Below are 15,749 nucleotides of genomic sequence, written 5' to 3'. Positions count from 1 at the left end.
TCCTAAGGTGACCCTTAGTCATTCTATTTTGTTCACTCCACAAAAAAAGGGCGTGCATCTGCACGTCACCTTAAGACTATTTATCGGAATGTATTTTTTTACTTTTCAATAAAAACTACGACAATGCGAATAAATTGTTCTTTTTTATAGTGAACCAATGTTTCATATTATAGTAGCTTTCGGTACAAGAATGCAAGCCTTTGTTCTTTTGTTCACGGACTGTCCGCAAATAGAAAAAAAGAGCCAGAATAAATTCATCCTGACTCCTTATATGGCTATTCCTCTTTTTCCAATTGTCGAATTGCTTTTTTCAGTTTTTCTTTTTCTTCTCCCGTAATTTTCGGGTACTGCGGGTCTATCCGCTGCAATGCTTCGACCATCACTTCCGAAACGATGTAACGCGAATACCACTCATCATCAGCAGGAAGAGCATACCAAGGCGCATATTCTGTTGATGTATTAGTTAGTAAATCTTCAAAAATTCCTTGATAGCCATCCCAATGCTCACGTTCTTTTACGTCATTAAATGAAAACTCCCAGTTTTTTTCTGGATTTTTCATACGTTCAAGCAATCGACGACGCTGTTCATCATAAGACATATTAAAAAAGAATTTTACTACTGGAAAGCCGTTTTCCACCATATAGCGCTCAAAGTCATTGATTTGACGATAACGGGCATTCCAAATATTTTCGTCAATCAATTCGTCTGGAAGTGGTGTCTCTTCAAGCAAGTTATGAACTCTTGGGGCAATCACTTCTTCATAATAAGAACGATTTAAAATGCCAATCTGTCCTCTTGCTGGCATTCCTTCACGAAAACGCCACAAATAATCATGAGCAAGTTCTGTTTCAGTTGGCTTTTTAAACGAAGTTGTCTTTAGCCCTTGAGCTGTTAAATTCGAAAAAATATAGGTGATCGCTTCATCTTTTCCCGCGGCATCCATCGCTTGAAGGACAACAACAATCCCTTTCTCTTCCTGAGCATGGAGTTTCATATGCAGCTCTTTAAGCTTTTTGATACTTTTAGGAATCAACTCGTCTTTCAGCTGTGTTTCACTGAATTTGTTTTCATCAGTCGTTGGGTAATCGGAAAGCTTTATTTTCTCATCTTTTTTAACTGCGTATTTATCGGTATTCATAGTCATCCTCCCACATGCTTGTTCAGTACTGTAGTAAATCTACTGATCTCTGTTTCTATACCCTTCATCTGAATAAATCTAACAGCAAAAAAAAATCGCAATCCTTTATAGGGATTACGATTTTTAAACTTAGTTAACTTGTTTCACCTTCAACCGAAATTTGCCAATCGATTCCAAATTTATCCGTTAAAGTTCCAAACAGGGGACTCCAGAATGTTTTGTGTAACTCCATAGAAATGGTACCTTCTTCAGCTAGTTTATGGAAAACGGTTCGTGCTTCTTCCATGTCATTAAAAAATAACGTAAGTGCCATATTTGTGCCATGTCGAAATGCTGTCCCCATCTCCGGCACCACATCTGAGATCATTAATAGATCTCCATTTTCCAAATCGACTTGTGCGTTCATTATCATATCTCTTGCCGCTTCCGGCACACCTTCCATGTCTCCTTCATTTGCCTCACCGTATGTCAGGATTCCTGCTATTTTCCCGCCCAATGCATCTGTGTAAAAATGTGTCGCTTCCTGACCTTTACCTTCAAAATATAAATAGGGAAATAGTTTGGTAATCACACTGATTCTCCTTCCAAAAGATGTACTTACATATCGATTGAATTTAATTCTTTCGCTCTAAAACTTGATAATAATTCGTGAAGAGTCGCCTTTTGCTAACAGATCAAAACCTTTATTGATGTCATCTAGTGTAATAAAATCGGTAATCAGTTTATCGACAGGTAACCGGTCTTTCTGAAACAAATCCATGTAACGTGGAATATCGCGGCTCGGTACACAGCTGCCCACATAGGACCCTTTGAGTGTTCGTTCTTCCGCAGTTAACGAGACGTACGGAAAAGAAAATTGATTTTCTGGATGAGGTAACCCGGTCGTGACCGTAGTTCCCCCACGCTTCGTGATGCCATAAGCGACATCCATCGCAGGTACGACTCCCGCGGTTTCAAAAGCATAGTCCAAACCGCCACCTGTCACTTTACGAATTTGTTCAACAACGTCCGCATCCTTTGAATTGAAGACGTCTGTTGCGCCCAACTCTTTTGCTTGCTTTAGTTTGGTTTCATTGATGTCCACTGCTACTATGCGACTCGCTCCTGCAGCGATTGCTCCGAGTAATGCACTGAGTCCAACACCCCCAAGTCCAACTACGGCAACGGTACTGCCCAGTTTGATACTTGCCGTATTAACGACGGCTCCAACACCGGTAATGACCGCACAGCCAAACAAGGCTGCTTTTTCAAACGGAATTTCTTTATTTACTTTGACGACTGAGTTCCTAGATACTACGGCATATTCCGAAAAAGCGGATACTCCTAAGTGATGATTGATGATTTCCGTTTCTGTGTGAAGTCGATTTCCGCCACCTAATAAGGTTCCTGCCGTATTGGCTGCAGCACCTGGTTCACACAAGGCAGGACGTCCTTCTCGGCATGGACCACAATGTCCACAGCTTGGTACGAACACACAAGCAACGTGATCGCCAAGCTCTAAGTCGATTACATCTTCGCCTATTTCTACAACGACACCCGCTGCTTCGTGACCAAGAGCCATTGGCACAGGACGTGGCCGACTTCCGTTCATTACTGACAAATCAGAATGACATAAACTGGCTGCCTTTATTTGAATCAGTACTTCTCCCTTTTGCGGCGAATCTAATTCTAAGGTTTCAATTTTAATCGGTTGGCTTTTTTCGTAAGGAGTTTTAGCTCCAATTTCTCTTAATACTGCTGACTTTATTTTCATATACTCACCCGTTTCTCTTGTATTTTCAACACTCACAATTCAGTACGAATTAATTTCACTTCGGTCATATCTTTGATTGCCGAGATAACTTCATCTTTAAGCACAGCCTTAGCATCAACGCTCTTGTCAGAACCATTGATAGGATGATCGCCTGCACCTTCGTTGATATAGACCTTTTTTGATGTCAAGACATTACCTAGGTGTATAACTCGTTTCATATCACATGTGAATACGACTGCTCGTGAGCAGCAGTTGGATTCATTAATAGGATTAATTATTTCTTTTTCAGCACTAAACGGAATAATTGTAATGACTGGGGCAAATCGATCGGTACTACGTTGCTTTATATTAATCGATACATCACTAATAATAGTAGGTTCCATGAAAGCCTCTTTACGGTATCCACCTGCTGATAAAGTTGCGCCTTGTTCAAGCGTTTCTCTTACCCATGTTGCTACTCTTTCGGCTGCTTGTTCAGTAATCATCGGCCCGACATCAATTGTCTCGTCTAGAGGATTTCCTATTTTAAGTGATTTTACTTTTTGAGTAAGCTTTTCAAGAAAAACTAAATAAATTTCTCTTTCTACATAAATTTGCTGAACTGATGTATAGCTTACGTCTGCGTGTGTAATGCCCCCAATTACTGCAGCGTAAACTGCTGTGTCCAAATTAGCATCTCTAAAAACAATATGCAGTGTCTTGTAATCATGTGAGAGAATGACTTTTTTCCGTATGGTCATTCCGTCTGTTTTCAAGTTGTGATTGTCAGTAAAGATCACATATTTAGTTTTAGGGTGGGTTGTTATTATTCTCGCTAGGTTCTCGTCAGTCCCCATAACAATATTCATTACCCCTTTGGGCAATCCGGATTTTTCAAATAGACGGTAGAGCAAAGCAAAAGAAAGTACTGCTTTTTCTGATGGTTGCAAGATGACTGTATTGCCCGCTGCAATCGCTGAAGCAAGTTGATCGATCAATAAATTAAATGGTAAGTTAATCGACGTAAAGACGCCTACTACCCCAAGAGAAATCCGCTTTGTCATACCCATCTGAGTCAATTTTTCACTCGCACGAGTTAGTGGCATTCTTTCCGCGTAGATTGTTTTTGCGCCTTCTGAAGCGTAACGCAACACAGCTATAGCGTGTGCCACTTCTAAACGGTTGGTCTTTAACGGCTTGACTGTTTCTAAAGACAAGAAATACGCAAGTTGATCGATTTCGCTTTCTATTCGATTAGCTGTTTCCCTTAGTATTTCTGATCGTTTCTGAGCCGGCATTTTCTTCATGATTTTTGTGTAGACACGATGCGAACAAATAACTGCCTGAGTTGCATCTTCTGTTGTCGCACATGAAAAATTTCCGATTACTTTATGAGTATAAGGATCGTTCACGCTAATTTCTCTAAGACCTGCTTTAATGACTTTGTTCCCTTCAATAATCGAACCGAAACGGCACGTCCCAATTTCAAGCATGTTGGATTCTCCTCCTTTCAATTGGACAATCCTCTTTTACTGTAAATGCAACTGTTTGTTTACATGTTGTTACTTAATATAGTATTCTCTTTTCTATTATTGTCAATATTCCGTCAATAAACATTAGAGTAATAACACACTTACTCTTTTTTTCTTTAGTTAGTCAAAAAAAGAATTTCTTCACGAAATATCCGTGAAAAAATCCTTTTGAGTGGGTATAACTTAATTAGACTGCCTTGAGATTGGCGAAACGTTGTTGTCGGTCATCAAATAGTCATGGCAATTCATTAGAACGTCTTTAAGCGAATCTGAGAGTCGAGGAGCATCGTAAGCACAAACAGAAATGGCTTTAAGCTGTGGTACAAGTTGCTCAATTGCTTGTTCATATTCTTTAATATCGCTAATGATTTCTGTTTCATCACGCCACTCGATATGTCCCCAAGTACGAAAGCTCAAATCTTTTTCGAGAAAAGGATTGATGATTCGAGAAAAATAATCTAAAATCGTTGGCGGATGAAAATTTCCATTCTTCCAATAAAACGTAAAGCTATTAATATAATGTACATTTTCTAATTGTTCTTTAGATAGAAGTTTCTCTAGATGTGTCAATATCTTTGGGTAAAGACGTTCATTTTCAACAAGTAGAATTTGGTCTCCTTGCTCCATACCGTCCATAACAAAGGAAACAGCATTATCAATGTAACGCTCCAGTTCTTCCACATAATAAAAAACGTGATCGCCTTTAGATAATTGAAATTTGTCCTGAACACTTACGATTTCTTTTCCCAAATGTTTTTTCCCCTTTAACGAGCAAGTTAATGAATATTCAAACCGTCTTTTTCACTATATCTAGTATATATAAAAATAGGAGTAAAAGATACTGCACAGCCTTTCCATTCTAAGTCTTTCGTAGGGATAGATGGGCGATAAGAGCTTAGCACTAGCCAAGTTAGCGTTAGTATTGGATATAATAAAGCTAGGTGTTCTCAACTAGAGCAGGGAGGTCAAGTATGTGAAAAAGATCATTCGGCAATTAGGATTGGACGATTTGCATTATTTAAAAGAAATGGAGACCGGTATAGAAGATGATTATATTCTTCGTGTCTACAGCAGAATTTCTAGCGGTTCTAGTCGTTTGTATGGTTTGTTTGTAGACGACCGTCTTGCAAGTATCGGTGGCTATACGATTTTTGCCAAGCAATACATTATGCTTGGCAGAATGCGCAGTGATTTACGCTTCCGCGGAAAAAATTTGTCCACACAATTAATGTCTTATATTATGGAGCAAGCCTTCTCGCTTCCTGCTATCCAATGGATCGGTGCAAATACGCAGCAAGAAAACACATCCGCCAGACGTGTTATGGATAAGCTCGGTCTTGCCGAAGTATCCACACTTTACAGCGCTATTTCCATTGACGCATCTTCACTTGAGACTGGTGGTGCTATTTGGAAAAGCCTAACAACGCTTTCCCAAAAACAGGCGTGGGTCGATCAATTGTATATTCAGACAGGTGCTGTTTTTCCTTATGAATGCTACTATACGTTTCCAGCTTCTGAAGAGTTGTTTGCCGATGCTAAATTAGCACAATGGTCTTTTTTTGAAAACCCTCAGAAAGACCGTGTGCTCATAGCGAAAAAGGATTACAAACGAGATTATTATCTTCACATCGTCTACCCATGGGATGATTTAATGGAACAAGCCGGATTATGGGAAACTGTTTCACTGGCTCAGCGCGAGTTAAGTGAAACAGTAAAAGCAAAAGCTTTGCTGTGGATCGACTTGTCGCCTTCTCAAGTCAGTGCATTACCAACCCATCACATGTTTAACTTGCCTTCTCCATGGCTATTGTATGGTGTTAATCGCTAATTCGTAATTTACCTAAAAAAGTAAGCTCTCTTTTGAATGTTCAAAAGAGAGCTTACTTTTTTAGTTATCAAACACGAGATCTTAAACATTTTCTGTCAATTCGTTTTCATTATCCATTCGCTGCTGTCTTAATTTTAAATTTTTCACTTCTTCTTTTGTCAAAAATTGAACTTTATACCCAACTAGACCCATAATAATGCCGATAATTGGAACTGTATAATTGAGCACCGCATAAGGAGCATAGGCAAATGGATGAACGGCCAAAGTTGCTAGAATAAATACCCCACATGTATTCCATGGAACAAAAGGAGACGTTAAAGTTCCTCCATCTTCGAGCGCACGTGAAAGGTTCTTTGAATGCAATCCTTTATCTTGATAAGCTGTCGCATACATTCTTCCAGGAATTAGAATCGAAATATACTGCTCTGATGCCGTTGCGTTCGTGAAAAAAGCAGAAACGATTGTCGCTGCGATTAAACTACCAGCTGATTTTGCGACCTTCAAAATTTGTGTAACGATTGCTTTTAGCATACCTGTTTGTTCAAGTATCCCGCCAAGAACCATCGCGAAAATGGTTAAGGAGACAGTGAACATCATTGAAGCGATCCCACCGCGGTTAAACAATTCATCAACCATTTCGTTACCAGAAGCAATGGCAAAGCCGTCATGCAGCGTGTTAACTGCATCCCCAACATTGCCTCCTTGTACAAAAATCTGGCACATAAAACCAAGGAATACACCCACGACTAAAGCTGGCAATGCTGGTACTTTTAGTGCGACTAATCCGATAATCGTTGCAGGTACTAATAACAACCAAGGTGAAATCAAAAAGTTACTGTCTAGCGCGGTTAAAATTCCTTGAATATTTTCTTGGTCAATCGCCGATCCAGCAAATTGGCGACCGAGGAAAAAGTAAACGATTAAAGCAATGACTAGTCCAGGAACTGTCGTATACAGCATATGCTTGATATGTTCAAATAAATTTGTATTCGTAATACCAGCTGCAAGATTCGTAGTGTCTGACAGTGGCGACATCTTGTCACCAAAATAAGAACCTGAAATAACAGCTCCGGCTACCATTGCCGCTGGAATTCCCATGCTAAGACCAATTCCCATACCGGCTACACCAATTGTTCCCATTGTCGACCACGAACTACCAATAGCGAGTGCAACAATTCCACAGATCATACAAATGGTCATCAAAAACAATGAAGGCGTAATAATTTGTAAGCCGTAATAAATCATCGTTGCAATAATACCGCCACCAATCCACGAAGCGATTATCATCCCAACAACAATAATAATCAAAATAGCTGGAAGCGCTAAACGAATTCCTTTGTACGCTCCTTCTTCGATTGTTTCCCATTTGTAACCGAGACGCCAAGCAATCAATGCCGCCACAATAGCGCCTATAGCTAGAGGTACATGTGGACTTCCTTCAAAAACAATAATGGTAATTGCCATTACTGAAATCATGACAATCAATGGAATAAGTGCTAATGCAAATGGTATTTTAATCTCTTGTTGCTGTGTTTTCATTGTATGTATCCCCTTACATTTAAAGTATGACTTCATATTACAGCAAAATTTCAAATAATCTATATTTTTTTTGCGTAATTGGTCTATAAAATCATTTATTTTAACAAAAGATTTCGGTAATCCTATATAGACAGCACAAAAACAGTTATTTTTTTGAAAAATAACTGTTTGCTTATAGAAAACATAGTAGAAAATCGCGTTGGTGATTTATTTATATCTATTAATTGAGTGGGTCCCCCCTCCGCTCAATCGATTCTACTGTTGTATTTACATCTCTTTTTTTAAAGCCAAGTAAATTTCCGCTTCAAAAAATTTGCGACGGTGATCAGCTGATTTTCGTTTAGACAATGTACCGTTATCAAAAACACGACCACAGAAATAAAATGGAGCTTCCTCATTGTCTATAATCTGCCATGTGCCATGGAGAGCTTGCTGACTGCCAAAATCCACGAAAAATTTTTGTCCGTTAGGCAACACAGGATACTTACATTCTGCTTTAGCTGATGTATTTCCATTAAATTTATCCACAGTCATCGCTCCTTTATACGAACTAACTTCTTGTTCCTTTATTTCCTAGATACCCACAGCTTATTTACTCAAACTTTTGCCATGTTTTCGCAGGACTTTAAAGTGGTATTTATAAAGAACTGTATCATTTTGCAAAAAAAAATTTTGATTTGCAAAATAGACTAATTTATTTGGAGGTCTGTCATGAAATTTCCCGAGTATTGGATTTACCTGTTACTGTCTATTTCGAAGCTGTTTTTGTTTAGCGTGTATGCAGGGACTAATTTCTCTTTCAGTTTCTTTGTTCTTAATCTTGCTTCGATAGTGGTGTTGTCTAGTTGGACTTTGTTACTAAGTAGCAAAAAAAGACGATGGATTTTATTGCTATTGCTGTTTTTACATAGCACTCTTCTCATTTCAGATCTTTGGTACTATCGTTATTTTGATGATTTGCTATCTGTCGTGCTAATCGCAGACCTTACACAGATGAGTGATGTTGGCGGTGGATTTCTGACTTTAATCGAAATGAAAGATTTCCTCTTTTTTGCTGACTTGCTAATTTTTTCTATTGTTCTCTTTGCTACTCGCAACACACAAGAAAAAGTAACACTGGAGAGAAAAAGGATAGTAGCAGGTGGTGGCTTTGCGCTTGGACTTGCGTTGTTTGTGATTCCTATCGTGATTAGCTACTCTAACGAAGAACAATGGCTTGTAGATGAACCGATTTCGAATATGCGTGAATATTACCAGCTTGGATTTTGGGGCTATCACGGGTTAGATTTTGCCCAAGGTATTGGCTCTTTTTTTAAAGACACGAATGTAACTGCTGAAGAAGAGTCACAGATTCGCCAATTGCATCCCAACCACTCTTCAACTAATCCCGATTTTGAAAAACCAAATGTGATCGTTGTTCAATTAGAGTCTTTTCAAACATCCGTCATTGAACAGCAAGTGAATGGCCAAGAACTAACCCCTCACTTAAATGCGTTAAAAGAAGAAGCATACTTTTTCTCATCGTTTTATCATCAAACGCATGAAGGTCGGACATCGGATGCTGAATTTATTACATTAACGTCTCTATACCCGTTAAAATCCGGTTCAGTTTATACGCAATACGCCGACCACGAATTTGATGGCTTACCCGAACTGCTTAGAAATGCAGGATATGACACAGCAGCTATGCATGCGTTTGAAAAAGATTTCTGGAATCGTGATGATTTTTACAAGAATATCGGTTTTAACCATTTCTTCAGCCAAACAGATTTCCCCGACAATCAGGATATCGGCATGGCTTTGAATGATGAAGACTTTTTCACTTCTTCTATCGATTTCGCTGAACAGTTAAAAGAGCCTTATTTTGCTTTTTTAGTCGCATTATCGAGTCATACACCCTATGAAATACCCGAAGAACTAGAGCAACTAGAGTTATCCGGTTACGAAGATCCCCTGTTAAAAGGCTATTACGAAACAATTCATTATGTCGATGGCGCTGTAGGCGTGATGATCGAAGAACTAAAGAAAAGGGACATGTGGGACGATTCACTCATCGTGTTCTATGGTGATCATGATAGTGGATTGACTCAGGCCACTAGTGAAATGGCACAAAAACTCGATGCCAAAACGAAGGTGGAATTATTTGAACTTGATCGACAAGTTCCACTGTTTATTAAAGCACCAAACATGACCCGTGGAGAAACGTTTACTAATAACGGTGGTCAAATTGATATTGCTCCGACTATCCTTGACCTAGTCGGAATTGAGTCGTCTTATATGCTGGGACAGTCGCTATTAAACGATACTAGCAATTTGACGCTGTTCCGTGACGGTGCTTTTCGTTATGAAAAATTTTATTTTGAGCCTGATTTGACTGTAGCTGCTGGAAGCGGCACTTGTTATGAAACCGATTCGGGCGAAAAAGTTGAAGTTGAGCAGTGTAGCGAGCAGATTGACTCTGTCAGTGAGCGGCTACGGTTATCTGATTTGATTATCCAAAAAAATGCGTTACAAAAAATAGAAGAGAGCAAAAGTGACAAAAAATAGACTGCGTATCAACTAACGGTGATTTCTCATAGAAAACGAAGAGACCAAAATTTCTTTTATTGAATTTTCACTATATGATGGAATTAGATAAATTCGAACTGCTCGTTTACAGAAAAGGATGATGGCTATGAGAATATTACGAAACACCCTATTACTGTCCGTCCTTTTAGTGGCACTAAGTGGATGCACAGGTACTTCACAACAAGATGGAGCAAATGCTGAACAACTGAACGATGGCAATCCAGCGCCTAGTTTTAACTTAGTGGATTTGGAAGGAAATCAGCAAAATCTTGCCGATTACGCCGGTCAAAAGGTATACGTAAAATTTTGGGCATCTTGGTGTTCCATTTGTCTTTCCGGTATGGAGGAATTGAATACATTAGCGGGTGAAGACACCGATTTTAAAGTGCTAACAATCGTATCGCCAGACTCTAATGCTGAGAAAAGCAGCGAATCATTCGCCAAATGGTTTAAAGGATTTCCTGATGCCGAGAATATTACTGTCCTATTAGATGAAGGTGGTACTTTCTTTGATGAATATGGCGTCATTGGTTATCCAACTTCTGTTTATATCGGATCAGATGGCACACTGGTTAAAAGTCAGACTGGTCATTTCAGCAATGAAGAAATTAAAGCAAGCTTTGAATCAATCCAATAAGCAGTAGGTACTGCAATCAAAAAATGAAACAAGCTGCCAACGTTTTTTTCGTTGGCAGCTTGTTTTTACAACAAATAAAACCCGATTCCCATGATGAGATAAGCCGCGAGTAGCGTTAAGCCTTCGAACCAGTTCGATTCTCCATCATTCATGACGTTGATTGCCAGAAAGACTGCAGTAATCATTGCGACTAGTTCTGAAACGGTAAAAACCAATGGCATTTGTTGCGGCATGAAAAGAGAAATAAGCACTAAAACAGGTGCTACAAACATGGCAATCTGGAGCGTGGAGCCGATGGCAATTTCTACCGCCACGTCCATTTTGTTCTTCATGGCCATGATGAGCGCAGAAGCGTGCTCAGCCGCATTCCCAACAATTGCGACGATGATCACACCAATAAACAATTCAGACCAGCCAAACTGCTTTCCTACTTCTTCAAATGTATGAACCAAGTTTTCTGAAACGTAAGCAACGATTAACGTGGCAACGAGCAGAATAATCAGTGCCTTCTTTTTCGACCACTCTGGTTCTTCGTGTTCGGAATCTTGTGCTACGTCTGCATGGTTATAAACACCGCGATGTGTAACGAGCTTGAAGAATAATCCTGCCAAGTACAAAACAATCATGATAACGGAAATACCGACACTCAATTGAATGGTCTCGGTTTCGTTCATTGTCATCGAAAAAATTTCTGGAATGACAAACGCTACAACAACTGCAAAAATTAGTAAACCTGAGTTGTGTGTAGCGTCATGAACGTTGAACATTTGTCGCTTAAATTTGATGCCTCCTAGGAAAAAGGACAATCCGCCGACCAACAGTAAATTTCCGAGCACCGAGCCGGTTAAGGAAGCTAATACGACGCCGATCAAACCTGCCTGCAAGGCGAAAATAGAAATGATCAATTCTACGGCGTTTCCAAATGTTGCATTCAGCAAACCACCGATACGTGGACCGCTGACGATTGCTAGGCTTTCTGTTGCTCTTCCCATAAAACTTGATAATGCCACAACACTTATTGAGCAGATAAAAAACATGGCGATGCTTGGCCAGTTCTGGAAAGATCCAAGTACCGTTAAGGGTACTCCTACCGCCACCAAAACTCCGAATATCCGATTCATAACGTCCCTTCTCTCCTTTTTAATAATATTGGATACCCATTCCCCTAAATTTCCTAACACAAAAACGACATCCTTCTGTTATAAATAGGAGGTCGTTTCTGATTACTTTTTCTACTTTATTTATTAAAGAAAGGCAATTTTGTTCGCACGGTTCTATATAGCGGCCCTAATAGTTTGCGTAGTGCATAAACTGGCGGTACCGGACTTCTGCTATGCCATTGAATCCATTCAAGTGCAACCAAACTCAATATCAACCAAATCAATCCCGCAATGTAGCCACCCAGAACATCACTTGGGAAATGTGCACCGAGATAGATTCGACTGCTGCCAATCATAATAATGAGCATACCCAAAATGGCGACAAACAACCACCGAATCCAAGACCGTTGTCGTGTTCGGATGACCAAATATATGACAAAGCCGTAAAAAATTAACGACCCCATCGAATGACCACTTGGAAAACTGTAGCCGATCGCATCAATACCCGGATTAATACTCGGACGTTCCCGGACATATAGATTTTTTAATACGGTCGTTAATAGTGAGCCACCCCCCACTGCAATAACAAAAAACAACATGCCCCACTTGTCTTTCATTTTAACTCCAAGTACGACCAGTACGACGAGTGACAACACCGTTAAAAACCATACTGAACCCATTTCGGTAAAGATGAACATTACCTGATCCCACGTTTTGCTTGCTCCTGCTTCCATTCCATTAATAATAAAGTTATCAAACTGGGCAACTTCTTTTTCCACGACTTCTTCAGCTAATTCTGCAAATAATACAATAAACAGCACAGCTAGACCCAGTCCACCGATCAACAGCAAAAAAGCCAAGCCTGCTAGTTTTTCATTTTTCTCCATCTAATCGCTCCCGCCTATCGCTAATAGTGTACTTCTACCCTTTTTGAGTAGAACATATGTAACAGCAAAAAGTTCTTTAATCCTATCATTTGTTCCGTGAGCTATGGCGTGGTATTTTTATCGTACGACAAATAACATGACTCAGGAGCTGATTGTTTGAAACAGTTAACCGGAAAGACAGCCATTGTTACAGGAGCCAACAGCGGTATCGGATTAGAAGCTTCAAAAGTCTTTTCCGGTCTTGGCGCACAAATTATTATGGCCGTGCGGGACCTTGAAAAAGGCAAGGCGGCTCGTGAATTGATTCTTGATGTAGATAAAGACGCGCTCGTTACCGTCATGAAACTTGATCTAGCAGATCTTGCAAGCGTTCATGCATTCGTAGAAAGCTTCAAAAACAAGCACGATTCACTTGATTTGTTAATCAACAACGCTGGCGTTATGACACCCCCCTATTCAAAAACCAAAGACGGTTTTGAATTGCAGTTCGGCAGCAATCATCTCGGACATTTTGCATTAACCGGCCTTTTGATGCCGTTACTGAAAAATACGCCAGATTCACGTGTCGTGTCTCTCAGCAGTTTGGCTCATAAAGGGGCGAAAATCGATTTTGATAACCTTGATGGTGCCAAAGGTTATAAAGCGATGAAATTTTATGGCCAAAGCAAACTAGCGAATTTGCTGTTTGCTCAGGAATTAGACAAGCGCTTTAAAGCGTACGATTTGCAAACCGTCAGTATTGCTTGTCATCCAGGAATTTCCGCCACCAATCTTTTTAAATTTGGCAAGCGGGACGCACCGAAACTGATGAAGTCGCTCATGCATAACTTCTTGCAGCCGCCTGCTATGGGTGCTTTACCGACCATTTATGCAGCTACCGATTCACGACTGACAGGCGGCGAATATATTGGTCCAGATGGCAAAGGTCAACGTAAAGGCTATCCAACGCTAGACACGCCTCACGCATCAGCTGGTGACCAGGCAGTTGCTCAAAAACTCTGGGACGTGTCAGAAAAGCTGACCGGCGTCCAATTTGATTTCAGCAAAGTCTGATGACACTAGAAGCCACTTTCATTTTAATAATGAAAGTGGCTTTATTCATTACTTCCCGGCTGTTATCCCGGCTGGTTGGTTAGGTGGTTAAGATAGTCCTCGATTACTACACGGTGACTACCGACCATCCTGTCCGGCAAATCGGCTGGAGCAAAAAACTTAAAGCTTAGTGATTCTTTTTGATCAACAATCAATTCGCCATGAAATTTATTTGAATAATAACCCGTCGTGACCACATAAAATTCATCGCCATTTTTGGCCACTACAAAATGTTTCGGTCCGGAGTAGACATTGATCAATTTCAACTCGGCAATCGTCAAACCAGTCTCCTCCATAACTTCTCGTTTCGCTGTATCTTCTGTGGATTCGCCGAGTTCCATCAGTCCACCCGGAAGCCCCCACAAACCTTCTGGGAATTTCCTTTCTTCTAGCAGCAAACGCCCTTCTTCATCAACAATTACGACGACCGAACCAACAAGAATTAACGGTCTATGCCCCACAACCGCTCGCAATTCTTCTACATACCCCATCTACCTAACCTCATTTCTTCAGTATACGAATCGAAACTTCCATAGATCTCTCTCCATTCTACCGCTCAGCTCAAGGAATAAATAACAAAAACCACATACTTTTTTATTAGCAAAGATTCCAAATCGTTCATAAAACGGCTAAAATAATAAAGAGCAACTCCAGTCTTAGAAACAAAGGAAGTGTTACTTTGCTCACAGGGAAAACAGCTATCATCACAGGTGGCAATAGCGGTATCGGCTTTGAAACGGCAAAAGCTCTGCTAGCACTAGAGGCAGAGGTTATTCTGGCTGTCCGCAATACGAAAAAAGGAGCTCAAGCGCGCGCTACTTTATTGGCGCTTTATCCTTCTGCTCAAATCGATGTCATGAAGTTGGATTTGGCTAACCTTGAAACGATTCGGAAGTTTGCTGAACAATTCAGCAAAGCCTTCGATAAACTTGATCTGTTAATTAACAATGCAGGAATTATGGCACCCCCTCTTTCAAAAACGACAGACGGCTTTGAACTGCAGTTTGGCAGCAATCATCTTGGCCACTTTGCTTTAACGGGTCTGCTTTTGCCTTTACTAACAAACACTTCTGGTTCACGTGTCGTGACTGTTAGCAGCCGGGCACATAGCCGTGGCACAATCGACTTTGATAATCTCGAAGGAACCAAAGGTTATCAGGCAAAAAAATTCTATAACCAAAGCAAGTTAGCTAATTTATATTTTGCGTTAGAGTTAGATAAGCGCTTTAAAGAACATGGCTGTCAGACAATTAGCGTAGCTTGTCATCCAGGTGTTTCTGCCACCAACATTTTAAAGCTTGGCAGTCAAGAAATTCCAGCTGCTGTTAAACGTGTTGCTAACCTTTTTCTTCAACCACCTAGTATGGGAGCATTGTCGGCAATTTATGCTGCGACCGAACCCAGTCTTATGGGTGGGGAATACATTGGTCCAGTTGCCCAGTTTCAACGAAGAGGCTATCCTGCGCTAGGAACCCCTCACACCAATGCAACTGATCCTGAAATTTCTTGCAAGCTTTGGGACGTGTCGGAAAAACTGACGACTGTTGTGTATCCCTTTAAACGACTAGATTAAAAGCTGACAGTACGTATGGCCGATTTTTTGTACTTTTTTTGGGTGAGACATATTGTTTGTTATCCAGGGAATACTTAAAGAGAGTTTGTGATTTTTATTCTCTATCCCCACTTTTACCATAA

The 15,749-nt window shown here is 40.2% G+C and carries 15 protein-coding genes; 5 read left to right on the top strand and 10 right to left on the bottom strand.

Annotated features, from left to right (window positions below):
- Positions 1 to 275 precede the first annotated feature (275 nt).
- The 5 genes from FQ085_RS11115 to FQ085_RS11095 form a co-directional block, all read right to left on the bottom strand.
- Positions 276 to 1,139: a PPK2 family polyphosphate kinase gene (locus FQ085_RS11115; RefSeq protein WP_058386115.1), complete on the bottom strand. Its 864-nt coding sequence runs from the start codon at positions 1,137 to 1,139 to the stop codon at positions 276 to 278.
- Positions 1,140 to 1,272: 133 nt separating this feature from the next.
- Positions 1,273 to 1,710 carry a VOC family protein gene (locus FQ085_RS11110; RefSeq protein WP_058386116.1) on the bottom strand — a complete coding sequence of 146 codons (438 nt, stop codon included), beginning with the start codon at positions 1,708 to 1,710 and terminating at the stop codon, positions 1,273 to 1,275.
- Positions 1,711 to 1,767: 57 nt separating this feature from the next.
- On the bottom strand, positions 1,768 to 2,892 hold the full coding sequence (locus tag FQ085_RS11105) for a zinc-dependent alcohol dehydrogenase family protein (protein ID WP_058386117.1): 1,125 nt from the start codon (positions 2,890 to 2,892) through the stop codon (positions 1,768 to 1,770).
- A 32-nt stretch (positions 2,893 to 2,924) separates the two neighbouring features.
- Entirely contained in the window at positions 2,925 to 4,364 is a 1,440-nt protein-coding gene (locus FQ085_RS11100; RefSeq protein ID WP_149456603.1) for an aldehyde dehydrogenase family protein, read from the bottom strand.
- A gap of 222 nt (positions 4,365 to 4,586) precedes the next feature.
- Positions 4,587 to 5,153, bottom strand: a complete 567-nt coding sequence (locus FQ085_RS11095; protein ID WP_149456602.1) for an MEDS domain-containing protein — start codon at positions 5,151 to 5,153, stop codon at positions 4,587 to 4,589.
- A 223-nt stretch (positions 5,154 to 5,376) separates the two neighbouring features.
- Here FQ085_RS11095 and FQ085_RS11090 point away from each other — a divergent pair, with 223 nt between their 5' ends.
- Positions 5,377 to 6,231, top strand: a complete 855-nt coding sequence (locus tag FQ085_RS11090) for a GNAT family N-acetyltransferase (RefSeq protein WP_058386120.1) — start codon at positions 5,377 to 5,379, stop codon at positions 6,229 to 6,231.
- 81 nt (positions 6,232 to 6,312) lie between these two features.
- Here FQ085_RS11090 and nhaC read toward each other — a convergent pair whose 3' ends face one another.
- Complete coding sequence (gene nhaC, locus FQ085_RS11085; protein ID WP_058386121.1) at positions 6,313 to 7,770, bottom strand: Na+/H+ antiporter NhaC; 1,458 nt, start codon at positions 7,768 to 7,770, stop codon at positions 6,313 to 6,315.
- Positions 7,771 to 8,037: 267 nt separating this feature from the next.
- Positions 8,038 to 8,304, bottom strand: a complete 267-nt coding sequence (locus FQ085_RS11080; RefSeq protein ID WP_058386122.1) for a hypothetical protein — start codon at positions 8,302 to 8,304, stop codon at positions 8,038 to 8,040.
- Between the two features lie 177 nt (positions 8,305 to 8,481).
- Here FQ085_RS11080 and FQ085_RS11075 point away from each other — a divergent pair, with 177 nt between their 5' ends.
- Positions 8,482 to 10,317, top strand: a complete 1,836-nt coding sequence (locus FQ085_RS11075) for an LTA synthase family protein (RefSeq protein WP_149456601.1) — start codon at positions 8,482 to 8,484, stop codon at positions 10,315 to 10,317.
- 127 nt (positions 10,318 to 10,444) lie between these two features.
- Positions 10,445 to 10,975 carry a TlpA family protein disulfide reductase gene (locus FQ085_RS11070; protein WP_058386124.1) on the top strand — a complete coding sequence of 177 codons (531 nt, stop codon included), beginning with the start codon at positions 10,445 to 10,447 and terminating at the stop codon, positions 10,973 to 10,975.
- Positions 10,976 to 11,040: 65 nt separating this feature from the next.
- On the opposite strand, the gene cax is transcribed toward FQ085_RS11070, so the two are convergent.
- Positions 11,041 to 12,123: a calcium/proton exchanger gene (gene cax / locus FQ085_RS11065; RefSeq protein ID WP_427694812.1), complete on the bottom strand. Its 1,083-nt coding sequence runs from the start codon at positions 12,121 to 12,123 to the stop codon at positions 11,041 to 11,043.
- An 89-nt stretch (positions 12,124 to 12,212) separates the two neighbouring features.
- Positions 12,213 to 12,962, bottom strand: coding sequence for a phosphatase PAP2 family protein (locus FQ085_RS11060; protein ID WP_058386126.1), 750 nt, complete (start codon positions 12,960 to 12,962; stop codon positions 12,213 to 12,215).
- A 156-nt stretch (positions 12,963 to 13,118) separates the two neighbouring features.
- Here FQ085_RS11060 and FQ085_RS11055 point away from each other — a divergent pair, with 156 nt between their 5' ends.
- Positions 13,119 to 14,015 carry an oxidoreductase gene (locus FQ085_RS11055; RefSeq protein WP_058386127.1) on the top strand — a complete coding sequence of 299 codons (897 nt, stop codon included), beginning with the start codon at positions 13,119 to 13,121 and terminating at the stop codon, positions 14,013 to 14,015.
- A 62-nt stretch (positions 14,016 to 14,077) separates the two neighbouring features.
- Here the strand turns inward: FQ085_RS11055 and FQ085_RS11050 are convergent, their stop codons facing one another.
- On the bottom strand, positions 14,078 to 14,545 hold the full coding sequence (locus FQ085_RS11050; protein ID WP_058386128.1) for an NUDIX hydrolase: 468 nt from the start codon (positions 14,543 to 14,545) through the stop codon (positions 14,078 to 14,080).
- Between the two features lie 188 nt (positions 14,546 to 14,733).
- On the opposite strand from FQ085_RS11050, the gene FQ085_RS11045 reads away from it, so the two are divergent.
- Positions 14,734 to 15,627 (top strand): oxidoreductase, encoded by an 894-nt coding sequence (locus FQ085_RS11045; RefSeq protein WP_058386129.1) that lies wholly within the window; start codon positions 14,734 to 14,736, stop codon positions 15,625 to 15,627.
- Positions 15,628 to 15,749 lie beyond the last annotated feature (122 nt).

It is taken from the genome of Planococcus sp. ANT_H30 (assembly GCF_008369335.1).
Taxonomy (GTDB): Bacteria; Bacillota; Bacilli; order Bacillales_A; family Planococcaceae; genus Planococcus; species Planococcus kocurii.
The sequence above is the reverse complement of the archived record's forward strand: the minus strand, read 5'-3'. Positions and strand labels throughout refer to the sequence as shown.